This is a genomic window from Capnocytophaga catalasegens (assembly GCF_026005215.1).
In the GTDB taxonomy this organism is placed as follows: domain Bacteria; phylum Bacteroidota; class Bacteroidia; order Flavobacteriales; family Flavobacteriaceae; genus Capnocytophaga; species Capnocytophaga catalasegens.
The window spans coordinates 1-21,948 of record NZ_BPMA01000006.1 but is presented as its reverse complement, the minus strand read 5'-3'; the positions used below and the strand labels follow the sequence as shown (position 1 = coordinate 21,948).

General features: G+C 33.9%; 29 protein-coding genes, 1 tRNA gene and 1 pseudogene. 11 read left to right on the top strand and 20 right to left on the bottom strand.

The features are described from left to right. Window positions 1-15: 15 nt before the first annotated feature. From mnmG to OO775_RS01330, 5 genes are all read right to left on the bottom strand, one after another. Window positions 16-1,887: a tRNA uridine-5-carboxymethylaminomethyl(34) synthesis enzyme MnmG gene (mnmG, locus tag OO775_RS01350; protein WP_264845213.1), complete on the bottom strand. Its 1,872-nt coding sequence runs from the start codon at window positions 1,885-1,887 to the stop codon at window positions 16-18. A 102-nt stretch (window positions 1,888-1,989) separates the two neighbouring features. Beyond that, window positions 1,990-2,427 carry a hypothetical protein gene (locus tag OO775_RS01345; RefSeq protein ID WP_264845212.1) on the bottom strand — a complete coding sequence of 146 codons (438 nt, stop codon included), beginning with the start codon at window positions 2,425-2,427 and terminating at the stop codon, window positions 1,990-1,992. Window positions 2,428-2,533: 106 nt separating this feature from the next. After that, complete coding sequence (locus OO775_RS01340; RefSeq protein ID WP_264845211.1) at window positions 2,534-3,139, bottom strand: 50S ribosomal protein L25/general stress protein Ctc; 606 nt, start codon at window positions 3,137-3,139, stop codon at window positions 2,534-2,536. Window positions 3,140-3,163: 24 nt separating this feature from the next. Continuing rightward, window positions 3,164-4,018, bottom strand: a complete 855-nt coding sequence (locus tag OO775_RS01335) for a hypothetical protein (RefSeq protein ID WP_264845210.1) — start codon at window positions 4,016-4,018, stop codon at window positions 3,164-3,166. 4 nt (window positions 4,019-4,022) lie between these two features. Continuing rightward, window positions 4,023-4,964, bottom strand: coding sequence for a ribose-phosphate pyrophosphokinase (locus OO775_RS01330; RefSeq protein WP_373874537.1), 942 nt, complete (start codon window positions 4,962-4,964; stop codon window positions 4,023-4,025). Window positions 4,965-5,103: 139 nt separating this feature from the next. Here OO775_RS01330 and OO775_RS01325 point away from each other — a divergent pair. The 4 genes from OO775_RS01325 to OO775_RS01310 all read left to right on the top strand — a co-directional run bounded on the left by OO775_RS01325 (window position 5,104) and on the right by OO775_RS01310 (window position 8,376). Next, window positions 5,104-5,183, top strand: a tRNA-Leu gene (locus OO775_RS01325). Between the two features lie 232 nt (window positions 5,184-5,415). Further along, entirely contained in the window at window positions 5,416-6,441 is a 1,026-nt protein-coding gene (locus tag OO775_RS01320; protein ID WP_264845209.1) for a DUF3078 domain-containing protein, read from the top strand. A gap of 45 nt (window positions 6,442-6,486) precedes the next feature. After that, window positions 6,487-7,065 (top strand): hypothetical protein, encoded by a 579-nt coding sequence (locus OO775_RS01315; protein ID WP_264845208.1) that lies wholly within the window; start codon window positions 6,487-6,489, stop codon window positions 7,063-7,065. Between the two features lie 123 nt (window positions 7,066-7,188). Then, on the top strand, window positions 7,189-8,376 hold the full coding sequence (locus OO775_RS01310; protein ID WP_264845207.1) for a phosphoglycerate kinase: 1,188 nt from the start codon (window positions 7,189-7,191) through the stop codon (window positions 8,374-8,376). A gap of 226 nt (window positions 8,377-8,602) precedes the next feature. On the opposite strand, the gene OO775_RS01305 is transcribed toward OO775_RS01310, so the two are convergent. The 4 genes and pseudogenes from OO775_RS01305 to tyrS all read right to left on the bottom strand — a co-directional run bounded on the left by OO775_RS01305 (window position 8,603) and on the right by tyrS (window position 11,708). Continuing rightward, a complete protein-coding gene (locus tag OO775_RS01305; RefSeq protein WP_264845206.1) occupies window positions 8,603-9,262 on the bottom strand; it encodes a hypothetical protein in 660 nt (219 codons plus the stop codon). Beyond that, window positions 9,228-9,686, bottom strand: a pseudogene (locus tag OO775_RS14100) (Eco57I restriction-modification methylase domain-containing protein). The gene OO775_RS01305 and the pseudogene OO775_RS14100 overlap by 35 nt, the downstream one beginning before the upstream one ends. Window positions 9,687-9,906: 220 nt before the next feature. Continuing rightward, on the bottom strand, window positions 9,907-10,356 hold the full coding sequence (locus tag OO775_RS01290; protein ID WP_264845201.1) for a hypothetical protein: 450 nt from the start codon (window positions 10,354-10,356) through the stop codon (window positions 9,907-9,909). A 56-nt stretch (window positions 10,357-10,412) separates the two neighbouring features. Beyond that, the gene (tyrS, locus tag OO775_RS01285) at window positions 10,413-11,708 is read right to left on the bottom strand and encodes a tyrosine--tRNA ligase (RefSeq protein WP_264845199.1); all 1,296 of its coding nucleotides are present in this window, start codon (window positions 11,706-11,708) and stop codon (window positions 10,413-10,415) included. A gap of 23 nt (window positions 11,709-11,731) precedes the next feature. Between tyrS and OO775_RS01280 the strand changes: the two genes are divergently transcribed. Further along, on the top strand, window positions 11,732-11,950 hold the full coding sequence (locus tag OO775_RS01280; RefSeq protein ID WP_264845198.1) for a hypothetical protein: 219 nt from the start codon (window positions 11,732-11,734) through the stop codon (window positions 11,948-11,950). Here the strand turns inward: OO775_RS01280 and OO775_RS01275 are convergent. After that, window positions 11,931-12,284, bottom strand: a complete 354-nt coding sequence (locus OO775_RS01275) for a 4Fe-4S binding protein (protein WP_264845196.1) — start codon at window positions 12,282-12,284, stop codon at window positions 11,931-11,933. The two genes, OO775_RS01280 and OO775_RS01275, sit on opposite strands and share 20 nt — an antisense overlap. Window positions 12,285-12,388: 104 nt before the next feature. Between OO775_RS01275 and OO775_RS01270 the strand changes: the two genes are divergently transcribed. Continuing rightward, the gene (locus OO775_RS01270) at window positions 12,389-13,450 is read left to right on the top strand and encodes an acyl-CoA reductase (protein ID WP_264845195.1); all 1,062 of its coding nucleotides are present in this window, start codon (window positions 12,389-12,391) and stop codon (window positions 13,448-13,450) included. A 16-nt stretch (window positions 13,451-13,466) separates the two neighbouring features. On the opposite strand, the gene rnc is transcribed toward OO775_RS01270, so the two are convergent. The 3 genes from rnc to OO775_RS01255 all read right to left on the bottom strand — a co-directional run bounded on the left by rnc (window position 13,467) and on the right by OO775_RS01255 (window position 15,824). Further along, complete coding sequence (rnc, locus tag OO775_RS01265) at window positions 13,467-14,237, bottom strand: ribonuclease III (RefSeq protein ID WP_264845193.1); 771 nt, start codon at window positions 14,235-14,237, stop codon at window positions 13,467-13,469. 2 nt (window positions 14,238-14,239) lie between these two features. Further along, complete coding sequence (gene fabF / locus OO775_RS01260) at window positions 14,240-15,490, bottom strand: beta-ketoacyl-ACP synthase II (RefSeq protein ID WP_264845192.1); 1,251 nt, start codon at window positions 15,488-15,490, stop codon at window positions 14,240-14,242. Window positions 15,491-15,590: 100 nt separating this feature from the next. Continuing rightward, complete coding sequence (locus OO775_RS01255) at window positions 15,591-15,824, bottom strand: acyl carrier protein (RefSeq protein WP_264845190.1); 234 nt, start codon at window positions 15,822-15,824, stop codon at window positions 15,591-15,593. Between the two features lie 322 nt (window positions 15,825-16,146). On the opposite strand from OO775_RS01255, the gene ybeY reads away from it, so the two are divergent. The 5 genes from ybeY (at window position 16,147) to fbaA (ending at window position 18,861) form a co-directional block, all read left to right on the top strand. After that, a complete protein-coding gene (gene ybeY, locus OO775_RS01250) occupies window positions 16,147-16,569 on the top strand; it encodes an rRNA maturation RNase YbeY (RefSeq protein ID WP_264845189.1) in 423 nt (140 codons plus the stop codon). Between the two features lie 74 nt (window positions 16,570-16,643). Then, a complete protein-coding gene (locus OO775_RS01245) occupies window positions 16,644-16,973 on the top strand; it encodes a YtxH domain-containing protein (protein WP_264845187.1) in 330 nt (109 codons plus the stop codon). A gap of 7 nt (window positions 16,974-16,980) precedes the next feature. Then, complete coding sequence (locus OO775_RS01240; RefSeq protein ID WP_264845186.1) at window positions 16,981-17,334, top strand: phage holin family protein; 354 nt, start codon at window positions 16,981-16,983, stop codon at window positions 17,332-17,334. 3 nt (window positions 17,335-17,337) lie between these two features. Further along, complete coding sequence (locus tag OO775_RS01235) at window positions 17,338-17,577, top strand: DUF6327 family protein (protein WP_264845185.1); 240 nt, start codon at window positions 17,338-17,340, stop codon at window positions 17,575-17,577. A 216-nt stretch (window positions 17,578-17,793) separates the two neighbouring features. Continuing rightward, window positions 17,794-18,861, top strand: a complete 1,068-nt coding sequence (gene fbaA / locus OO775_RS01230) for a class II fructose-bisphosphate aldolase (RefSeq protein WP_264845184.1) — start codon at window positions 17,794-17,796, stop codon at window positions 18,859-18,861. A gap of 330 nt (window positions 18,862-19,191) precedes the next feature. Here fbaA and OO775_RS01225 read toward each other — a convergent pair whose 3' ends face one another. From OO775_RS01225 to OO775_RS01195, 7 genes are all read right to left on the bottom strand, one after another. Then, entirely contained in the window at window positions 19,192-19,560 is a 369-nt protein-coding gene (locus OO775_RS01225) for a hypothetical protein (RefSeq protein WP_264845183.1), read from the bottom strand. 34 nt (window positions 19,561-19,594) lie between these two features. Further along, window positions 19,595-19,843 (bottom strand): hypothetical protein, encoded by a 249-nt coding sequence (locus OO775_RS01220; RefSeq protein ID WP_264845182.1) that lies wholly within the window; start codon window positions 19,841-19,843, stop codon window positions 19,595-19,597. Between the two features lie 43 nt (window positions 19,844-19,886). Next, window positions 19,887-20,063: a hypothetical protein gene (locus OO775_RS01215; RefSeq protein ID WP_264845180.1), complete on the bottom strand. Its 177-nt coding sequence runs from the start codon at window positions 20,061-20,063 to the stop codon at window positions 19,887-19,889. Between the two features lie 99 nt (window positions 20,064-20,162). Continuing rightward, entirely contained in the window at window positions 20,163-20,510 is a 348-nt protein-coding gene (locus OO775_RS01210) for a hypothetical protein (RefSeq protein WP_264845178.1), read from the bottom strand. Next, window positions 20,473-21,168, bottom strand: coding sequence for a head maturation protease, ClpP-related (locus OO775_RS01205; RefSeq protein ID WP_264845240.1), 696 nt, complete (start codon window positions 21,166-21,168; stop codon window positions 20,473-20,475). Before OO775_RS01205 ends, OO775_RS01210 begins: the two co-directional genes overlap by 38 nt. Window positions 21,169-21,282: 114 nt before the next feature. Next, complete coding sequence (locus OO775_RS01200) at window positions 21,283-21,489, bottom strand: hypothetical protein (RefSeq protein ID WP_264845177.1); 207 nt, start codon at window positions 21,487-21,489, stop codon at window positions 21,283-21,285. Between the two features lie 150 nt (window positions 21,490-21,639). Continuing rightward, window positions 21,640-21,900 (bottom strand): hypothetical protein, encoded by a 261-nt coding sequence (locus OO775_RS01195; RefSeq protein WP_264845176.1) that lies wholly within the window; start codon window positions 21,898-21,900, stop codon window positions 21,640-21,642. Between the last annotated feature and the right edge of the window lie 48 nt (window positions 21,901-21,948).

Genomic DNA, 21,948 nt, shown 5'->3' with positions numbered 1-21,948 from the left:
CATCGCCTATCGGTGCTACCTCCCCATATACACTAGCAAAATACTAATATCTGCTGGGGAAACGCCGCTGATACGCGAGGCTTGTGAGAGTGTTGTCGGACGAATTTTTTTCAACTTTTCGCGAGATTCAAACGAAATAGAGGTCAGCTTGTCGTAATTGAAATTTTCAGGTATGCGAATGTCTTCCAAGCGGTTAAGTTTGTCGGCATTGTTCTTTTCTTTTTCAATGTATCCTGCGTATTTTACCTCGATTTCCGTTTGTTCGATGACTTCTTTATCGATTTCATTGGTTTCCACGAATGATTTTACGCTCTCCAATTGTTGCAAATCGGCAATGGTAATGTTTGGACGCGAAAGCACTTTGAACATTTTGTCGCCTTGTTTCATTGGAGACGAATCGTATTTTTCCAAAATTGGGTTCGCTTCTTCGGGTTTGATGCTCGTTTCCTTGAAAAACTCCACAAAAGCATTCGTTTTTGCTTGTTTTTTTTCCAAAATGTCCATTCTTTTTTGTGATGCCAATCCCAATGAAAAACCAAGAGGCGTAAGTCGTGCATCGGCGTTGTCTTGTCGCAAAAGGGTACGATATTCCGCTCGGGAAGTGAACATTCGGTAAGGTTCTTCCGTTCCTTTGGTAATCAAATCGTCAATCAAAACACCAATGTAAGCCTCGTTTCGTTTCAGAATGAAAGGCTCTTGCTCACGAATTTTCTGCACAGCGTTAATTCCTGCCATAATTCCTTGTGCGGCAGCCTCTTCATAGCCCGTTGTTCCGTTGATTTGTCCTGCAAAATACAGATTTTCAACAAGTTTTGTCTCCAACGTATGTTTGAGCTGCGTTGGCGGAAAATAATCATACTCAATGGCATACCCTGGTCGGAAGAATTTCACATTCTCAAAGCCTTCCACCTTACGAAGTGCCTCAAACTGAACCTCTTCTGGAAGCGATGTTGAAAATCCATTTACATACACCTCCACCGTGTTCCAACCTTCGGGTTCTACAAAAATTTGATGGCGGTCTTTGTCGGCAAATCGGTTGATTTTATCCTCAATTGAAGGACAATAACGTGGCCCCACGCCCTGAATTGCCCCATTGAACATCGGTGAGCGGTCAAATCCTGTACGGAGCAGGTCGTGTACCTCCTCACTGGTGTAGGTCATATGGCAATCCTTCTGATTTTTAAGCGGTTGTGTTTCTTCCGAAAAGGAAAATTTCTCTGGATTTTCATCACCAGGTTGCGGAATCATTTTGGAATAATCAAGCGAACGGCTATCCACTCGCGGAGGTGTTCCTGTTTTCATTCTTCCTGCTTCAAATCCGTAAGAAACCAAGCATTCGGTAATGCCTTTGGAAGCCTTTTCACCCGCTCTTCCTCCTCCTAACTGCTTCATTCCAATATGAATAACTCCATTCAGAAATGTTCCGTTAGTAAGAATCACGGTTTTGGAATAAATAGGAGTTCCCAAAGAAGTTTTTACGCCTTTTACCTGATGATTTTCGATGATTAGGTCGGAAACCATATCCTGATAGAAGTCGAGATTAGGCAATCGTTCGAGTTGCAGACGCCATTCTTCGGCAAATCGCATTCGGTCAGACTGAGCTCGAGGACTCCACATCGCTGGCCCTTTGGACTGGTTGAGCATTTTGAACTGAATGGCCGTTTTGTCGGTGATGATGCCTGTATATCCGCCCAAAGCATCAATCTCACGCACGATTTGTCCCTTGGCGATACCTCCTACCGCTGGGTTGCACGACATCTGTGCGATATTTTGCAATTGCATTGTAATGAGCAAGGTTTTTGCTCCCATATTGACCGCCGCCGCCGCTGCTTCGGCTCCTGCGTGTCCACCACCCACTACAATAACATCGTATTTTTGTGTAAACATAATTTAGTTATTAGGGAATAGGAGTTAGGGATTAAGATTAAAAAAAACTAACAACCTAATCCCAAAACTTTAAAAGTTTTGACCTATACACTAAATTCTGAGTTATGGTAAAATAATGTTTGTTCCTGCTACTACCCCAGTTGCATCGCCAATTCCTTTTTGCTCGCCAGCTGTTATTTCTTTTCCATCTTTGAGGATAGTAACTCTCAGAACAGAGTTTTCTGTCAAAGTATTACTCCCCATTGTCCGAGCGTTAATCTGTACCGAGATAGATTTTTTAACATCATAACTGCCTTCCCATTCTGTTTTGCTAATCATACTCTTCATATGTTCGTCTGTAAAAACAGAATAATCACGTGATTTATCACTACCCAATTCGGTATCTATGTAGATAGTTCCTCCGTAAAGCACACCGCCGTTTGTTATCGTTGCCTTTACGGTATAAGTACCCGCTGAATTAGTCGAAGAAGAATCATCATTTTTCCCGCAAGAAGTTACTATTCCTGCCAAAATCATTGTAAAAATAAAAATTTGTTTCATATCAAAAAGGGTTTTTATTATCTGTGCAAATGTATATTTTTTTAGAAAGCAACAAAATCCGCTTTATACGAGCGGATTTCGTTAAAATAAAGGAATAACAAAAACTTTATTTCTTTTTCTTTGCAGTTCCTTTTTCGGCTTTTGCAGCTTCTTGCGCAGCTTTCATCGCAGCACGAGAAATTCTTACTTGACAAACAACCGTATTGTCGGGATGCATAATTTTATAATTCTTAGTTTCTATTCGAGTTACATAGAACTTATTACCCATTTCCATCCAAGAGATATCAATCGGAACAAAATCAGGCAAATTAGCAGGAAGTGCTCTTACTTTCAACTTACGATTCACCACACGAATTGTTCCTCCGGCCATAATTCCTGGTGAATTTCCTTCGATACGGATTGGTACTTCTAATGTAATTTCTTTATCAGCATGTAACTGATAAAAATCAATGTGAAGAATTTTGTCCGTAACGGGGTCAAACTGAATGTCTTGCAAGATAGCATTGTACGTTTTACCTGCAAGTTCAATCGTTGCAGTATATACATTGGGAGTATACACTAAGTTTTTGAATGCTTTTTCTTCTGCCGAAAAGTGTATTGCGTTATCTCCTCCGTATAAAACGCAAGGTACCTGTCCAGCATTACGTAAGGCTTTGCTTGCTGCTTTGCCCACGCTTTCTCTTTGAGAACCTACGATTGTAATTGATTGCATATATAAAAAATTAATAATTTACGTTTAAATTTCTTTTAAAGTGAGTTTAAAATACTGATTTTTATGTCCCATATTAACCCTTTGAAAATAAAATATTTCGTTATTTGCCCAGAAAGATGTTCCAATGTTACAAAGCCACTGCTTAGTTGCTTCTTCAAAAATAACATCTAAGGAAACTATCATTTCAAAACTCTCTGCTAATTTCTTCTGAATGAAAAGAGTAGAGCATTCTTGCCCTCCAAACCAACCATTGAAACGTAAAGTTTTATCTGGCGAATATACAAAATAATCAGGATTGCCCGTTTGCTCAGTTTCTCTTCCATCTTTCAGGTCAAAACTAACATCTGTTGCATGCCCTCCTTCACAAACCAAAATATCTTCTGAAGGGAAATAGGCAACAAAAAAAGCATCAGGATCTTTATTTTCAATTTTTTTTCTATTGCGAGCGTGTATTATTTTTGGAACTTCTGGATAAAAAACACTTTCTCCATCGCCAAAAGTTTCTGTTATACCAAACTCTACAATTCCTTTCAAATATTTTTTAGCATCAGCAAAATCTGTAATTTTTTCAATTTTTTCAGGTATCGGGATACCTTGTTTTATTTTGAAAAATGTAATTGAATCTGTTTTTTCAAGATGAATTTTGTATCGAACATTTTCTGTTTCTGAAACTTCAAACTCATTTTTGAAAATTTCAATCTCCTTTTGATTTTCTATTTCATCTTGATTTTCAATACTTTCTTCTAAATCTCCTTCTGAAAATACATTTTGCAACGTATCTTTAACAGCTTCTTGTTGCTCGGAGTTTTTCTTTTCTGAAAAATATCCACACGAAACGAAAAATGGTAAAAAAAGTAAAAAAAATCTTTTCTTGGTCATTTTTTTACATCAAAAATTTATTACTTATCGGTTGATTTTCGTGTACCCGATGCATTACATCAGCAAAAAGTTCAGCACAACTAAGTACCTTTATTTTAGAACTTTCTTGTTTTAGAGGAATGGAATCAGTAACGATAAGTTCCTCTAATTGCGAAGTTTCAATGCGTTCGTATGCTCCTCCACTTAGTAATGCGTGCGAAGCTATGGCACGAACACTTATAGCTCCTTTTTGCTTCATAAGTTCTGCTGCTTTAACCAAAGTTCCTGCCGTATCGACCATATCATCAACCAAAATGACATTTTTCCCTTCGACCTCTCCAATGAGTTCCATTTTTTCAATTACATTGGCTTTTTTGCGTTGTTTATAGCAAATTACTACATCCGAATTTAAGTATTTTGAAAAAGCATACGCTCGTTTAGAACCACCCATATCAGGCGAAGCGATACACAAATTTTCTAAATTCAAAGACTGAATATAAGGCAGAAAAATAGTTGATGCATACAAATGATCAACAGGTTTTTCAAAAAATCCTTGTATTTGGTCTGCATGCAAATCCATCGTAATAATACGGGTAGCTCCTGCTGTTTCGAGCAAGTTGGCAACCAATTTGGCGGCAATAGGTACACGAGGTTTGTCTTTTCGGTCTTGTCGCGCCCATCCAAAGTAAGGGAGTACAGCTGTAATATGCCGTGCCGAAGCGCGCTTAGCAGCATCAAGCATTAGTAACATTTCCATCAGATGTTCTGTTCCTGGGTGCGTTGAGCCAATAATAAACACTCGATTCCCTCGAATAGACTCTTCAAAAGAAGGTTGAAATTCTCCATCACTAAATCGTGAAAAAATAACGTTTCCTAAGGGCATACCATAGTATTTTGCTATTTTTTCTGCTAAATCTTTGCTTTGTGTGCAAGCAAAAAGTTTTGCCTCAGATACCATACAATCCATACAAGATGTTTTCTAAGTATTAAAAATCTGTTTCGCGGTGCAAAGGTATAAATTAAAAATCATTTAGATAAAATTTTTTGAAAATATTTTTTTTTGTGCCAAAAAAATTATATCTTTGCACCGCATTTTAAAAATAGATGCCTTGGTGGCGGAATTGGTAGACGCGCACGACTCAAACTCGTGTTCTACGGAGTGTGGGTTCGATTCCCACCCAAGGTACAAGATTAAACCTCAATAGTAATTGAGGTTTTTTTGTTTTTAATATCCTAAAAATAAATTTTCAACCACATTTTTCTCCTTGTATTTTCTCCATTGTTTATTGTTTGTAAGAATTAAAATTTGTCATTATTTATAGATTTAATTTTTGATGATTTCATATATTTTTTTAAAATAAAAAGTTAGAAATCAAGATTTTTTGCGGTATATTTGCACCTTAAAACATATTATTTTTATGAAACGTATCACTATATTGATTATCGGATTGGTATTATCTACACCAGTAATAGCGCAAGTACGTAAAGTCCGTGTACAAGAGCTTCCTCCTAAAATGGAAATAGAACCTGTACAGATTGATAAACAAGCACTTAAATACACCTTTCGGCGAATTCAGATACAGAATAAGCACTGGTATTCGTTCAATAGTTTAGGACTGAATATGAGCGAAGTGGCTTTCTCTAACTGGAATGCTGGAGGAGTTAATTCAATTTCTATCTTGACGGACGCTAAGTTTCGTCGCAGATATACACAAACTCGATTTTTTTGGGATAATGAATTATTGCTCAATTATGGAGTGAATATTCAACAAGGAGAACAATTACGGAAAACAGATGACCAGATAGTGCTTAATTCTACATTTGGTTATCGCACCAACTCTTTTTCAGATTGGTACTATTCGGCAAAGGTTAGTTTTCTTTCTCAATTTTCTAATGGATATAATTATCCTAATCGAGAAACGCCTATTTCACAATTTATGGCTCCTGGATATCTGATTATTGGTTTGGGGGCAGAATATGCGCCACAAAAATCAGATTTCAACCTATTTCTCTCTCCTCTTACACTCAAATCGACTTTTGTTCTAAATCAAGATTTGGCAGACAAGGGAGCTTTTGGTGTCAAAGGTGCAGAATACGATGATAGCGGAAATTTGATTCGTCATGGCAAAAAAGTTAATTCCGAAGTAGGTATATTAGTTTCAGGTAATTGGAATACTCAAGTATATGAAAATATTATGATGACCAATCGCTTTTCTTTCTATACACAATATAATAAAAATTTTGGCAATATAGATATTGATTGGGAAATGACTATCAATATGAAGGTAAATGACCACGTGCAGGCTCGTTTGGGTACGCACTTGAAATATGATGACGATGTGAAATTCAAAGAAGCTATTGCTCCCAACGGGCAAAAATATACCTACGGAGCAAGGGTTCAATTCAAGCAAATATTGGGAGTTGGCGTTAGTTATAAATTCTAAAATAAAATCGATTTTTTCAATATTGTAGATGTTTTGTAGACGCTTTTGGGTTGGAACAATTCCCTTTTCTATAACCTGAATTATATAAATGACCGTAAAGACAAAGATTTTCGTGATGTTTTCAAAGACGCTTCAATTCAAATTATAAAAGATGATAAAGTAGAAAACATATTTACTCTTCGCTATGAAGCCTCCATTGAAAATCCGTATTTTGTTGATCAGAAAAATAAGCGTTTTTTGATGTATTTTGATGGTTCGATTTTAAAAAATAATGTAAGAGAGTACAGACATCAAGATGTGAATTTTTGGCATAGTTTTGATAGCGAACGCTACGAAATTTACTTGGAAACTGACCAAAAGATTGATACTCATAAGAAATATACCATTCAAGAATGTGATATTGAAAATGAATTTTTCACACACAAAACTCAAAAAGAAATCACTAAGCATTCTGGCAAAGTGTTGGTCGAGTATAATCCGGTTACCAATATCGAAATTCCGCTTGACAAAATAGAAATGCTCAAAGAAGCCTATTATAAAGTAGCCGATAGGAATTTCGGAATAGGAATTGGTATTATCGAACCCGGATTTCTCAATACGCTCAAAGGGATGTTCAAAAAATAGTTTTTTCTTTCAATTTGTAGAGAAAATTTTTTTTTCAGAAAAAAACCAGACGAAAAAGAATTTTTTCAAATAAAAATTCGTAAATTTGGCACTTGGGAAAATACAATATAAAAATATTTCATAATGAAAACCATTGACAATTTTAATTTTAAGGATAAAAAAGCGTTAATCCGAGTAGATTTTAACGTTCCGGTGAATGAAAATTTTGAAGTAACCGATGCAACGCGTATCGAAGCTGCTAAACCAACGATTGATAAGATATTAAAAGATGGTGGAAGCGTTATTTTAATGTCGCATTTCGGGCGTCCAAAAGGAAAAGAAGACAAGTATTCGCTCAAACATATTGTTGATAAAGTTTCGCAAGTGTTGGGTGTACCAGTGAAATTCGCTTCGGATTGCATTGGTGAAGTTGCAGAAAAAGCATCGGCGGAACTCAAACCAGGTGAAGTTCTTTTGCTTGAAAATGTTCGTTTTTATGAAGAAGAAACCAAAGGAGATGACACATTTGCCAAAAACTTAGCAAAACTTGGCGATATTTACGTAAATGATGCCTTTGGTACAGCACACCGAGCTCACGCATCAACCACAATCGTAGCTAAGTTCTTCCCCAATGCCAAATGCTTCGGATACTTATTGGCAAAAGAAATAGAAAGTATTGAAAAAGTAATGAAAACAGGTGAAAAACCTGTAACCGCTATCTTGGGTGGCTCAAAAGTTTCTTCTAAAATTACAATTATTGAGAATATTCTTCCGAAAGTAAATAATATGATTATTGGCGGAGGAATGGCTTATACCTTTATCAAGGCATTGGGAGGAAAAATTGGAGATTCTATTTGTGAAAATGATAAATTAGATTTGGCTCTTGAAATTCTTGATAAAGCTAAAAAATTGGGAGTAAACATCTACCTCCCTATTGATGTAGTTGCAGGAAAAGAATTTGCCAATGATACGCCTACTCAAATAGTACAGGCTAATAATATACCCGATGGTTGGGAAGGTCTGGATTCAGGACCTACAACTTTGGAACGAAACAAAGAACTTTTACTTCAATCAAGAACTATTCTTTGGAATGGTCCTGTAGGAGTTTTTGAAATGCTTAATTTTGCCAAAGGTACAATAGCTATTGGTAATTTTGTTGCAGAAGCAACCAAAGCAGGCGCTTTTTCTCTTGTTGGCGGAGGTGATTCGGTTGCCGCTGTAAAACAATTCGGTTTTGAAGATAAAGTAAGTTATGTTTCTACCGGAGGTGGCGCAATGCTTGAGAGTCTTGAAGGAAAAATATTACCTGGTATTCAAGCGATTTATGAATAAAGATAGTTTCATAGTATAAATTTTAAAAGCAAAGAGGCTCCCGATACTTTTCGGACAGCCTCTTTGCTTTTTTAGTGATAATAGTTTAGTTAATTACGAATCAAAAATTACGCTTGGTCGTAATTGCTTCGCCAGTCACTTTGTCAAGAACTTGTTCCTTGAATTTAAGTTCTATTTTACAATAATTACAAAATAATTCTTTTTCCCTTTTTGTAGAAGGACAAATTCAATCCCAAAGAGTAAGTTGGCTAATATGTTTATATGCTAAAAAAGAGTTTGGTAGTATGGTATTTTCTAAACTTTTTTGTGAAAACAAATAGCGTCCATCACAAACAAATCCGAGTTCAAACCAATTTACTTTATTTAATTTTATTACCAATTCTTCAATATCAAGCTCTTGATTATGAGGAAATAAAGCTAAAATAGAACCATCGTAATTTTTACAATCGTTTATAAAGAAAGGTTCTTTATTGCGTGTTTTGGTATTGACATAAATCCGTTTTTTGTCTGAAATATGATGTTTTCGTCCCCATTCCCACCAATTATTTTCGCTAAAACTTCTTATTTTTCGATTGATTAAAGCGTTTTTATTCTTTTCTAAATACTCTGTTGGTTGCTCTACAAAAATCATTTTTTGCGTTTTGCCTGTTTTTCGAGTTATTGAAGTTACAAAATCTTGATTTCCATACTCTTCATTCTTGTAAATTTTGTCAAAACCACTAACAGCTCCTACTTTCACACTAAAAATATCTGATAAAGAGACGGAATATTGATTATCTGTAAAATATAATTGTCCGTTATTACAGATAAATTGCTTAGTTATATTTGTTTTTCGCGAAAAATCACCTTTTTCAAATCGAAAAATAATACAATTTAGGTTGTGCATTTTCAAATATTCTGCTGTCTCCCAAGTCAATCAAATCAGTAATTGTTCCTTGATTGTAAATAAAATGGTTTAATTTGATACTTGAAGTTGATTTAAAAAAATCACGAGGTGTGATGAATATCAATTCTCCTCTATTTTTCAATAAAAAATAAATACAAATTGCTTCGCTCATCAAAAAGTGTGTAATCTAATTTTTTTGCGTTTGAACATCTATGCTATTGTGTTTTACATAAGGAGGATTTCCGATAATAGTATCAAATTGATTTTCAATAGGATAATCAAAAAAATCCATATTTAGCATTCCTTTTTGGCAATATTTTTCATCAATTTCAATACCAATACAATTAGATATTTGACTCCAAAAACTACCATTCCCAGCGGAAGGTTCTAATACATTTCCGTTATTTTTTCTAAGAGAAAGCATTTCAGAAACGATGTGCACAGGGGTAAAAACTTGCCCTAAACTTTCTACATTATACATATTCTGAAAAGAGGCGTTTAAAATTAAAATAAATATCTGCACGCAACCTTATACTTTCACCAAATTTGGAAAGAATAAAATCTCTACTTTGTTCAAAAGTTCGTTTTTTAAACTCTTTATTATCATTCCATTTGCATTGAAAAGGAAGGTTGTTTCCGTTTGGTTAAAGAGTTTTAATTCCTTTTAAAGTATTTACAAAAACATCTTCGGGTGCTTCTTTGTTGATAATCAAAAAATAATAATCTTTATCTATTTTTGTACCTAAATTCTCTTTTAATTTTTCAAAATAATTAAGCCAATCTATTCCATTTGAAAAATCGGGAAGTAAGCCTGTAAGTGCATAATAAATTCCTAATTTACAGTTCAAATTATCTGCTGTGTTTGTAGTAGTTACCTTTATATTAACAGGAAAAAAATCTCCTTTTTCTTCAAAACTAAAATCGAACCATTGGCGACTATTAGGCTCATTTATTTTAAATTTTGTTTTGAGAATATTTATAATTTCATCTTCATTAAAAGACGAATTCAGTCGTCCATCTTTTAAAGGAGAGGACAGATGCAAATTGCTTTCAATGAGATAATTTTTTATATTTAATAGTGTTTCAGGAATCATATCTTTTTAAGGTTTAAATACAGAGAAGCAATGTGTTCTTTGCTTCTCTGTAATTATTACATAATTATTTTCACAATAAAATAATTCTTCTTCCCTTTTTGTATAAGAACAAATTTTCCATTGATTAGGTCATTTTCGGAAAGAATAAAATCTTCACCTATTTTTTCTTTATTAAGGGAAATAGAATTGGCTTTCAGTTCCCTAAGAGCTTCACTTTTCGATTTTAAAAAGCCTGATTTTTGCGATAAAATATCTACAATATTCGCTCCGATAATTTCCGTTTTTGCTACTTCTTTCTGCGGAACACCTTCAAAAATTTCTAAAAATGTATTGGTATCAAGTGTTTTCAAATCGTCAGAAGTAGAATTTCCAAACAAAATTTCAGAGGCTTTCACGGCGTTGTCATAATCTTCGCGTGAGTGAACCATCACCGTAATCTCCTCAGCCAGTTTCTTTTGCAAGGCTCTTTGGTGCGGTGCTTCCTGGTGCTGTGTTACCAACGATTTTATCTCCTCTTGCGTCAGCATTGTGAATATTTTGATGTATCTTTCAGCGTCGGCGTCTGATGTGTTGAGCCAGTATTGGTAGAATTTGTACGGCGATGTTTTTTCAGGGTCAAGCCAAATGTTGCCACCTTCCGATTTTCCGAATTTCGTTCCGTCAGCCTTGGTAATGAGCGGACAAGTCATTGCGTACGCCTTTCCTCCTGCAATTCTTCGGATAAGTTCCGTTCCCGTAGTGATGTTGCCCCACTGGTCAGAGCCTCCCATTTGGAGCGTCAAACCTCTTTCTCGATAGAGGTGCAAAAAGTCGTATCCCTGCAATAATTGGTACGAAAACTCGGTAAACGACATTCCCTCAGTGTTTTCGGTAGGGTCAAAACGCTTTTTCACAGAGTCTTTCGCCATCATATAATTTACGGTAATGTGCTTCCCAATATCACGAATGAAGTTTAAGAACGAATAATCTTTCATCCAGTCGTAGTTATTGACCATTTCGGCTGCATTTTCGGCTTTGCTTTCAAAATCCAAAAATTTGGACAACTGCTTCTTAATTCCAGCAATATATTTAGCCAAAATCTCATCGGTCAAAAGGTTTCTTTCGATAGATTTCCCCGAAGGGTCGCCCACCATTCCTGTGGCACCACCTACCAAAGCGTAAGGTTTGTGTCCGCAGTTTTGGAAGTGTTTAAGTATCATTATCCCTACCAAATGTCCGACGTGTAGCGAATCTGCTGTCGGGTCAAAGCCTATATATGCTGAGCGTACGCCTTCTAATAAATGTTGTTCCGTTTCAGGCATAATATCCTGAATCATTCCTCGCCATCGTAATTCTTGTATGAAGTTTTTCATTTTTTTATTCTTTATTAAAAAATTTGTTATTAAAAGATTGTCGAGAGCCTCGACACATTATTTATTTTGTCAAAGTTATCTTCTTTGCAGTTTATATAAACGAAATTACTCGGACAAAGCCGAGCTATTCGTATTCTTCTATGATATGTTTGAGTGCCATTGTCAAAAATTTCAGCAAAGATACGGATTTTAATAAAAATTCATTAGAGAAAAACGAAAAACTTATTCACCATTGTGCATAAAATCGTGTTTTGCCAATAATTCTTCTTCGGTTTCCTGATAATTATTATCTGGAACGCAACAATCGACAGGGCAAACAGCCGCACACTGAGGCTCTTCGTGAAAACCTTTGCATTCTGTACATTTGTCAGGTACAATAAAATAAAAATCATCACTCAGGGGCTTTTGTACTTGGTCAGCGTTAACATTGGCTCCACTGGGTAAAATAATATTCCCTTTCAGTTTAGTTCCGTCGCTGTAACGCCAATCATCAGCTCCTTCATAAATAGCATTGTTAGGGCATTCAGGTTCACAAGCTCCACAATTGATACAGTCATCGGTTATTATAATTGCCATTTTGATATATTTTAGTTAATAAAAAAGTCCGTAAATTATTTACAATAAAATTTGTTTTGTATTTTTGTGCAAAATTATTTTAAATAAAGGACAAAACAAAATCTATGTCAATAAGTAATCGAATACAAACATTTGTCAAATTAGGCAATTTTTTGAAAGAAATAACTGATAATCAATTAGATAATGAAATTGTTTTTTCAGAAAAAAAATCTTCTGAACAAGAAGAATTTAGAACTATTATACAAAAAGCATATCAGCAAAATGCTTGGTTTACTCCCGAAAATATTGATTTTGCTTTCAGACAATGGGCTAAAGTACTCACGTACGACCATTTAAATAGATGGTTATCAGAATATATTTTTGAAAATAAGAAATCAAGAAAAATAGCACTTATTTTAGCAGGAAATATTCCATTAGTAGGTTTTCATGATGTTGTATCAGTTCTTTTGGCGGGACACACAGCGCTTATCAAATGTTCATCTAACGATACATTGTTGATTCCTTTTCTGATGAAAAAATTGATTGAAATAAATCCATCTATGGCTGAAAATATTATTTTTACCGACCATAAGATAACGGATTATGATGCGGTTATTGCCACAGGAAGTAATAATACAGCTCGATATTTTGAATATTATTTTGGAAAAAAACCATATATTATTCGTAAAAATCGGAATTCGGTAGCTGTTTTGACAGGAAATGAAACTCAAAACGAATTATTTGAACTCGGAAAAGATATTTTTACTTATTTCGGGCTTGGATGCAGAAGTGTATCAAAAATTTTTGTCCCTAACGGATATGATTTTAATGCGTTTTTCAGTGCTATTTATCCTTACCATACCATTGTTGAACATACCAAATACGCCAATAATTATGATTATAATAAAGCGGTGTATTTGATGAGTTTATTCGTTATAAAAGAAAATGGTTTTCTGATGATTAAACAAGATACAGCGTATAGTTCGCCAATTGCAACACTTTTTTATGAATATTATTCTGATCTGAATTCTCTTTCTCAGAAGCTAAAAACAGCTCAAAAACAGATACAATGTATTGTTTCCAATGGATTTACATCAGATGAAATCCCTTTTGGACAAACGCAAACCCCAGCTCTTTGGCAATATGCCGATGGTATAGATACGATTGATTTTTTGAATAATTTGTAATTAAAAAAATATAAATTTATATTTTTAATTTTTTAGTATTTTTATTTGATTTTTTCTTTCTGATTGTCCCTGTAATCTTAAAAAAAGCTCGTTTTGCCGTTTTTTCTTCGGCTTTTTTCTTTGAAGTATCTCGTGCTTTTGCAAAAACTTTATCATTAACGATAAGTTTAGACACAAAGTATTTGATATTTGAGGAATATTCATAATCTTGATCTGTTTCAAAAACTATCGTTTTATGTTGTTTTTGACTCCATTCTACAAGCAAACTTTTGTAACTTATTATTTTACCTTCCAATTCCTTTATATTGATATGAGAATTGATAAGTACACGGTAGATAAATTGAGTTGCCTTCTGATAACCTTGATCTAAATATATAGCTCCCACAAGAGCTTCAAAAAGGTTTCCTGTGATGTTACCTCCCAAAAGATTAGGTTTATTCTCATTTTTTAGAAAATCTTTAAGTTTTAATTCTTCACCTATTTGGTTGAGATAGTTTCGCTGAACCATTTTGGCTCTCATTTTTGTCAAATAGCCTTCGTTTTCGTTGGGAGCTTCTGTAAATAAATAATGAGCAATAACAGCACCTAACACAGCATCTCCCAAAAATTCTAATCGTTCATAACTGATATGTGGTGTTCCTTGTGCTTTTTTTACAGCAGGGTGTGTAAAAGCTTCTTCGTAATAACGAAGATTTTTAGGAGCAAAACCCAATAATTTTTCTAATTTTATAAAAAATATCCCGTCTTTTTTACGAAAACGGGAAACTATTTTTTTATAAAAAAGCATACTTAATCTATTTTTTTGAATAAAACACAAGCATTATGTCCGCCAAAGCCAAAAGTATTACTCATAGCTATTTTTATTTCGCGTTTTTGTGCTCTATTGAATGTAAAATTCAGTTTTTGGTCAATATTTTCATCAGGATTTGCAAAATTGATAGTAGGAGGAACCATAGCATTTTTTATTGCCAGAATTGAGGCAATAGCTTCAATAGCCCCAGCAGCCCCCAATAAGTGTCCTGTCATTGATTTAGTAGAATTTAGGTTGATATTATAAGCATTTTCTCCAAAAACATCTATTACAGCCTTGGTTTCAGCAATATCACCAGGAGGAGTAGAAGTTCCGTGTAAGTTAATAGCATCAACCTCTTCAATAGAAACATTTGCATCACGCAAACAATTAAGCATTACATTTTTAGCTCCTAATCCATCTATGTGTGGGGCTGTCATATGATAAGCGTCTGCTGAAAGACCACCTCCTGCTAGCTCACAATATATTTTTGCCCCGCGTGCTTTGGCGTGTTCGTACTCTTCCAAAACAATAGCTCCTGCTCCTTCTCCCAATACAAATCCATCTCGAGTAACATCGAACGGTCGTGAAGCCGTTTGGGCTTGGTCATTACGAGTAGAAAGAGCGTGTAAAGCATTGAATCCACCTATTCCTGCTTCCGTTACAGCTGCTTCTGAACCCCCTGATACAATAATATCCGCATACCCTAAACGAATATAATTTAGCGCATCAATAAGTGCATTGGCTGATGAGGCACAGGCTGAAACAGTTGCAAAATTGGGACCTCGTAGTTCGTGTCGTATCGAAATCATCCCTGGTGCAATATCAGCAATCATTTTCGGAATAAAAAACGGATTAAACCTCGGAGTACCATCGCCTTTACCAAAATCTAACACTTCGTCTTGAAACGTTTCAAGCCCTCCAATACCTGCTCCCCAAATAACACCTATTCTATCTTTATCAAGTTTGTCAAAATTAAGCCCTGCATCTTTTATCGCTTCATCAGAAGCAACAATAGCGTACTGAGTAAATTTATCCATTTTACGAGCTTCTTTTCGGTCGATAAAAGCAGTTACGTCAAAATTTTTTACCTCACAAGCAAATTGAGTTTTAAACTTAGAGGCATCAAAATGCGTGATTTTGTCAGCCCCGCTTTTACCTCTAACTAATCCTTCCCAATATTCTTGTATATTGTTTCCAATAGGTGTTAAAGCACCTAAACCTGTTACAACAACTCTTTTGGTTTGCATAATTATAAGATTTTGATTTTGATACAATTATATACACTAAACGGGGATATAAATAGTCCCCGTAAAGTTTTTTGTTCAAGAGTGAGTTCTCTTTGTGCTATTATTTTGCGTCTTCAATATATTTAATAGCTTGACCTACTGTAGCAATATTTTCAGCTTGGTCATCAGGAATTTGGATATCAAATTCTTTTTCAAATTCCATAATTAACTCAACTGTGTCCAATGAGTCTGCTCCCAAATCGTTTGTAAAACTTGCGTCTGCAACTACTTCGCTTTCATCAACTCCAAGTTTGTCAACGATGATAGCTTTTACTCTTGATGCGATGTCTGACATAATTTTCTAAATTTATGATTTAACGTGTGGCAAAAGTAAGAATTTTTTTTTATATAATGACATTTTCTTTTAGTTAAAAATAATACTTAGTAGTTAAAATACTGGTAATCAATATTTTAAATTAAATATTTAATAATGAAAAAATAATTTTAAATAGGTGATTTTTATTTTTCCGAAGGGAAAATTTTTATTTTTCACCTAAAAAATAATTCCAAATATCAAGAAAATAGATTTTATTCTTACAAAAAGAAATTTTTATATTCAAAAAATCACTAATTTTGCAATCAAAAGATACAATAGTATACAAAAACCTTTTTAATTTATGATACTATTTAACTATGAAACCGATTTTATCCTTTTTGAAAAGGAAATTATTTTTGAAAATTGGGTAGAAAAAATTATTTCTTCTGAAGGGAAAAAAACAGGAGAAATAAATTATATTTTTTGTGATGATTTGTATTTGCATCAAATCAATATGCAATACCTTAACCACGATACACTTACCGATATTATTACATTTGACTATACTGAGGGAGAAATTCTATCGGGAGATATTTATATTTCGACAGAACGTGTAGCAGACAATGCTACAGATTTTCAAGTTAGTTTTTCGTTAGAAATGCTTCGCGTAATGGCACATGGAATCCTTCATCTATGTGGTTACAAAGACAAAACAATTACTGAGAGTCAAAAAATGAGACAAAAAGAAGACGAAAAAATTAAATTATTTCAAGAAAAATATTGATTTAACATTTCTTTAATAATCTAAATAGAAAAAAGGTTGTAATTTTACAGCGATAATATTAAATAAATATAATTATGCCAAACAGTACAGGAAACACACTCGTAGCGCTCGTAGTAGGAGCCATAGTAGGGGCTGGAGTAGGAATACTTTTTGCTCCCGATGAAGGAAAAAAAACACGTAGAAAAATCAAAAAATCATTTGATGATGCTTCTGAAAATCTGAAACATCGGTTTGAAGATTTAAATGCAGACATCAAACACAAAGCCGAAAAATTCAAAGGTACTCTTGAAGAAAATGTAGAATCTTTGCTTTCGCGCTCAAGTTATAAAGCAGAAGAAGTTATTGATGTCTTAGAAAAAAAATTGGAACAACTCAAAAAGGCAAACGCTAAATTTCAAAAATAAATACTCAATGGCACTAAGCGAGTTAAAAAACACATCTAAAAACTTACCCGCAGAAATAGAATCTGCTATAAATTCGCAAATAGAATATTACAAACTATATAGCTTTCGTGTGTTAGCAAAATCTGCGACAGGTTTAGTTAATATTTTTATTATGGGGCTTTTAGCTCTGGCTGTTTTGTTTTTTCTGGCGGTAGCGGGAGCTTTTGCTTTAGGAACTCTTTTACAGAGTACTCCTTTGGGTTTTTTAGCGATGGCATTATTGTTAAGCATACTCGCCATAGCGGTCTATTGGGGAAGAAAAAGGTTTGTTTATAAACCTATTTTACAACGTTTGTCAGAAATTTATTTTAACAAGGACTAATTCATGGAAAAAAAATATTCATCATTTGAAGAAATTGATAATGATTTGAAAATATTAAAATTAAAAAAAGACATAGATATATTGTGTTTAAAAAGCGATTATCAAAGTATTTTGCGCAATTTATCTTTCAAAAACATATTTTCAGATACCATAACTCAAGTACGTGAATCGTTATTCGCAACGAAAAAAAACCTTTTTGTACTTGGTACAGAGTTTTTGTTAAGAAGATTTTTAAGTAAATAGTTTTAAAAGTTTTTTCATTGTTTTAAATATTTAAAATTTATACAAAAAATCGCTACCTAGTAGCGATTTTTGTGTTTTCTGATAGAACTAATCTCGCTATTGAACATTTTTCTGAAACGTTTTAGCAAGTTCTATTGAAAAAACATAGACAAGATAAATCTTCCTTTTGAGAAAAGTTTGTATATTTGTCTGATAATTTTTAATACATTATAAATAATGAGTCATAACATTAAACCCGGAGTAGCAGTAGGCAAACAAGTGCAAGAGATTTTCCAATATGCAAAGCAAAAAGGATTTGCACTACCAGCTGCTAATGTAATCAGTTCTGATAGTATCAATGCTGTTTTGGAAACAGCCGCAACACTCAATGCACCTGTAATTATACAATTTTCTAACGGAGGTGCTTCTTTCCTTGCCGGAAAAGGACTTTCTAACGATGGACAAAAAGCAGCTATATTGGGAGCTATCGCAGGAGCAAAACACGTACATCAGTTAGCAGAAGCATATGGAGCTACTGTAATTCTTCATACAGACCATTGTGCAAAAAAATTATTGCCTTGGATTGACGGACTTTTAGATGCTTCTGAACAACACTTCAAAGAAACAGGCAAGCCTCTTTTTAGCTCACATATGATTGACCTTTCTGAAGAACCTCTCAAAGAAAATATTGAGCTTTGTAAAAAATATTTGGAAAGAATGAGCAAAATGGGAATGACCCTCGAAATAGAATTGGGTATCACAGGAGGTGAAGAAGATGGGGTTGATAATTCCGATGTTGATGAATCAAGACTATACACTCAACCTGAAGAAGTTGCTTATGCCTATGAAGAATTACTTAAAATAAGCCCTCAATTTACTATTGCGGCTTCATTTGGTAATGTACATGGAGTGTATAAACCAGGTAATGTAAAACTTACTCCCAAAATTTTGAAAAATTCGCAAGAATACATTTCTCAAAAATATGGAGTACCTCACAATACGGTTGATTTTGTATTCCACGGAGGCTCAGGTTCTTCTGTTGAAGAAATACGTGAGGCCATTTCGTACGGAGTAGTAAAAATGAATATTGATACTGATTTGCAATATGCTTTTACCGAAGGAATTCGTGATTATATGAAGAATAAAGCAGACTATTTGCAAGGACAAATAGGAAATCCGGAAGGTGCTGACGCCCCTAACAAAAAATACTATGACCCTCGTGTTTGGCTTCGTGAAGGAGAAAAAACTTTTGTCGTTCGTATGAAAAAAGCTTTTGAAGACTTAAATAATGTAAATACTTTATAATTTTATATACAACAATAATTACACAATTTTAAAAAGCACCTTGCTAATCAAGGTGCTTTTTTCAATAATTTTCATTCAAATTTAACCAATCGAATAAGAATATTCTTATTCTATATCAGAATCTTTTTCATTGATATATAAACGGCAAAACCAAATGTAAAGATTTTTAAGGGTATGACTTCCAATTTTTGGCTGGAAGATTGGGGTAAAAATGATAGTTTTTTAAACGGTGTTTAAACGCTGTAAAAAACAGAACAACCACACTAATATTAATGCGGTTGTTCGTGCGAAAATACAAATATAAATATATGAAAGAAAACACTAATTAAATTACTTTCCTGTAACGATTGCCCCGATACCTTTATTTCGGATTGGTAACGCAATGAAACGTTTATCAAAACCTATTATAGTAGCTCGTTGTTTTGGGTCTCTTTCTGTGATATACATCTTCGCTTCGCCATCTGCTTTCATCACTTCATCAGAACTAAACGCAAATGAACAATAAGTATCAGTGCTTTCCGTGATTGCTCCAAATGCTTTCTTCTGCATTGTTGTAGCATTAAAAACAGGGGTTTTTGTGAATTGTAAAATATTGAATCCTGCAAATTTAGAAGGGTTGCCGTCCTTCCATTCTGTTAAGTCTTTAAACGCTTTTAAGTCGTATAAAATCAAATCTTCAAGGTGTGCGGGATGTAACACCAAAACTCGGTTTTCTGTACTTATATCCAACTCATCAAAACGGCGTTTTTAACTTCAATATGTTTTCAGGAACAAGTCTTTTAAATCCTTCGTTTACGTCTCCTGTTGTTGTTACGATTGGAGTGTATAAACTGTCTTTTGTTGGAGTAAAAGCGTGAGCGGCTTTCATTCCTGCCTTTGTTTGTAAGGCTTGTCGGTGTCCGTAAATTACGCTTTCTAATTTGTTGTAGAACAATTCCACCGCTTCAGGTTCTCTGATTAAGGTATTAACCGTTTCGTACAAATCTAATTCAATAGATAACGGTTTATAGGTGCGTTCCAGTACGTCAAATAGGGTATGTGTTATTGTTTATCAATACCTCTGGGTCTACTCCTACCTCTGTCATATTCAGCTTGTCGTTATCTACAAACGCTGAAAAATCAACTGTGAAATTTAAAAATGAAGTTTCAGGGTAAAAGCTGTTCATTAGTTGGTCAAGCCAAATTTCTTTTTGTAATGCCATTTTTAATCAAGTTTTATTTGTTATACTTTTCTTTTATTAGTCGTTGGTATAGTTGCGGATTTTTCTCTAATTCTTTGGGTGCGTATTTTCTGTAATCTTCTAAATCCCAATCGCTTTTGTGTTTTGTTCTTGTTCCGCTCCTTTTTTGTTAATTAAGTCAATAATTGAAAACGGGTTGCGTTTTGGTAGTGTGTTTAAAAGTCGTTTTGTTCCTGCAAAATCTTTTTTAAACATACTCAAAATATGCTGTTCCTGTTCCTGTGCGATACTTCCTGCTCTGATTGCACTCGTGGTTAAGTATCTCGCTTCTCTTTCCTTTTCCTCTGAATTAGTCTGCTCTAATTCTAATAAGGATTTAATTTTTTCTAAAATTTCATCATCTGAAACTTCTTCTGTTAAGCCTAATAATTCAATTATTGACTCTCTTAATTCCATTGCTTGTTCCACTTCTTGAATAATTTTTTGTATCAGAAGTGTCTGCTCGTAAATTAAATTTACTGATTAATTTGTCTCTTAAATACATAACATTATTATTAAATTGTTTATTTTTAAACATTGCATTAAAACGATTAAACGCTTCATTTGTAGGTAGTTTTTGAGGGTTAAAATTCGCTTGAAAATCATATTCAGCTTCAATTATACCCTTTATCAATCCTTCCTGTAATGCTTGTTCTGCATCAAACCAATTATCGCCGTTTAACCATTTTTGTACATATTCAGCGTCTTTACCTGTTTTTTGCTGTAATTTCTTTATAAAATTTGCTTCTATGGAACGAAGTAACTTTGTACTTCTTTCCAGTTCTTGGGCTGTTCCAAAACTTCCACCAGAAGGGACGTGTATCATCAAATAACCATTTTCAACCATATACACCTCTTCTATTGATAAAGATAAGATAGCCCCCATACTTGCCGCCACTCCTACAATATGTATTGTTACCTTTGCACGGCTGTTAGCGATGGTGTTATACATTATGTTTCCATCAAATACAGCGCCTCCGTAGGTGTGTAAGCGTATAATGATTGATTTATGCTTTTGCTCTAATTCTGAAAAAAGAGTTTCAAAAGTTACTGCATCACCTTCGTAAATATTTCCAAAAGCCGTGATAATATTTTCTTTTACTTCAAATTCCAGATTATGCCGTTTAAATAGTGTTTAAACTCTTATTTTTTTAATGCTAAAACTCATTAAATACATTTAAATTGTTGCTAAAAAAAGTACTTATTTTGATTGAAGCTCTCGAAGTTCCTTTTTAGCATTTATCCCTAAGTAGGTATGAAAAGTTCGATAACAGATTTTATATTTTGGTTGTATATGTTCCCAAAAGATATTTTTTAAAAACAAATCACCGTCTTTTCGTTTGAGTTCCAGCACTATATTTTGAATTTCGATTATTTTTTCTAATAAATTTCTATGACTATAAGCCATAAATATTTTTTTTGTTATATATTTGCACTCATAATCATATTGCTTTAAGCGTGCTAAACATTAACAAAGTGTGTTAAACACTTTGTTTTTCGATAAATACAGCGCCCAAAAAGAAAATATCTTACTTCTGTATGCGTTGTGTAACCTTCACTATTCAAGTGGTGTACTATTTGTTTTTCTATTGTTTAAAGAGTTTAAAATTTCGTTTTGTTTATTGATAATTTCTTGACTCTCATCATAAATAACTTTTGTTATTTCAATGATTTTTAAAGCATTTTTAGGGCGCGCTTTGCCTGTTTTGAAAAAATTTACAATGGTCTGCTCTGAAAAACCCAACCGCTTGGCGATTTCTTTTTTTGCTCCATAGGGTAATTTTTTACCCAGTGTTATGATTTTTTCTGCTTCTTTCATTACGCAATTTATTTAATAGTTTCATAACTAATTTTTTAACATATCTAT

Bases quoted from the DNA above. Each gene is read 5' to 3' on its own strand.
- mnmG (WP_264845213.1), bottom strand. From the start codon at position 1,887: ATGTTTACACAAAAATACGATGTTATTGTAGTGGGTGGTGGACACGCA.
- OO775_RS01345 (WP_264845212.1), bottom strand. From the start codon at position 2,427: ATGAAACAAATTTTTATTTTTACAATGATTTTGGCAGGAATAGTAACT.
- OO775_RS01340 (WP_264845211.1), bottom strand. From the start codon at position 3,139: ATGCAATCAATTACAATCGTAGGTTCTCAAAGAGAAAGCGTGGGCAAA.
- OO775_RS01335 (WP_264845210.1), bottom strand. From the start codon at position 4,018: ATGACCAAGAAAAGATTTTTTTTACTTTTTTTACCATTTTTCGTTTCG.
- OO775_RS01330 (WP_373874537.1), bottom strand. From the start codon at position 4,964: ATGGATTGTATGGTATCTGAGGCAAAACTTTTTGCTTGCACACAAAGC.
- OO775_RS01320 (WP_264845209.1), top strand. From the start codon at position 5,416: ATGAAACGTATCACTATATTGATTATCGGATTGGTATTATCTACACCA.
- OO775_RS01310 (WP_264845207.1), top strand. From the start codon at position 7,189: ATGAAAACCATTGACAATTTTAATTTTAAGGATAAAAAAGCGTTAATC.
- OO775_RS01305 (WP_264845206.1), bottom strand. From the start codon at position 9,262: ATGCACAACCTAAATTGTATTATTTTTCGATTTGAAAAAGGTGATTTT.
- OO775_RS01290 (WP_264845201.1), bottom strand. From the start codon at position 10,356: ATGATTCCTGAAACACTATTAAATATAAAAAATTATCTCATTGAAAGC.
- tyrS (WP_264845199.1), bottom strand. From the start codon at position 11,708: ATGAAAAACTTCATACAAGAATTACGATGGCGAGGAATGATTCAGGAT.
- OO775_RS01275 (WP_264845196.1), bottom strand. From the start codon at position 12,284: ATGGCAATTATAATAACCGATGACTGTATCAATTGTGGAGCTTGTGAA.
- OO775_RS01270 (WP_264845195.1), top strand. From the start codon at position 12,389: ATGTCAATAAGTAATCGAATACAAACATTTGTCAAATTAGGCAATTTT.
- rnc (WP_264845193.1), bottom strand. From the start codon at position 14,237: ATGCTTTTTTATAAAAAAATAGTTTCCCGTTTTCGTAAAAAAGACGGG.
- fabF (WP_264845192.1), bottom strand. From the start codon at position 15,490: ATGCAAACCAAAAGAGTTGTTGTAACAGGTTTAGGTGCTTTAACACCT.
- OO775_RS01255 (WP_264845190.1), bottom strand. From the start codon at position 15,824: ATGTCAGACATCGCATCAAGAGTAAAAGCTATCATCGTTGACAAACTT.
- ybeY (WP_264845189.1), top strand. From the start codon at position 16,147: ATGATACTATTTAACTATGAAACCGATTTTATCCTTTTTGAAAAGGAA.
- OO775_RS01245 (WP_264845187.1), top strand. From the start codon at position 16,644: ATGCCAAACAGTACAGGAAACACACTCGTAGCGCTCGTAGTAGGAGCC.
- OO775_RS01240 (WP_264845186.1), top strand. From the start codon at position 16,981: ATGGCACTAAGCGAGTTAAAAAACACATCTAAAAACTTACCCGCAGAA.
- OO775_RS01235 (WP_264845185.1), top strand. From the start codon at position 17,338: ATGGAAAAAAAATATTCATCATTTGAAGAAATTGATAATGATTTGAAA.
- fbaA (WP_264845184.1), top strand. From the start codon at position 17,794: ATGAGTCATAACATTAAACCCGGAGTAGCAGTAGGCAAACAAGTGCAA.
- OO775_RS01215 (WP_264845180.1), bottom strand. From the start codon at position 20,063: ATGGCATTACAAAAAGAAATTTGGCTTGACCAACTAATGAACAGCTTT.
- OO775_RS01200 (WP_264845177.1), bottom strand. From the start codon at position 21,489: ATGGCTTATAGTCATAGAAATTTATTAGAAAAAATAATCGAAATTCAA.
- OO775_RS01195 (WP_264845176.1), bottom strand. From the start codon at position 21,900: ATGAAAGAAGCAGAAAAAATCATAACACTGGGTAAAAAATTACCCTAT.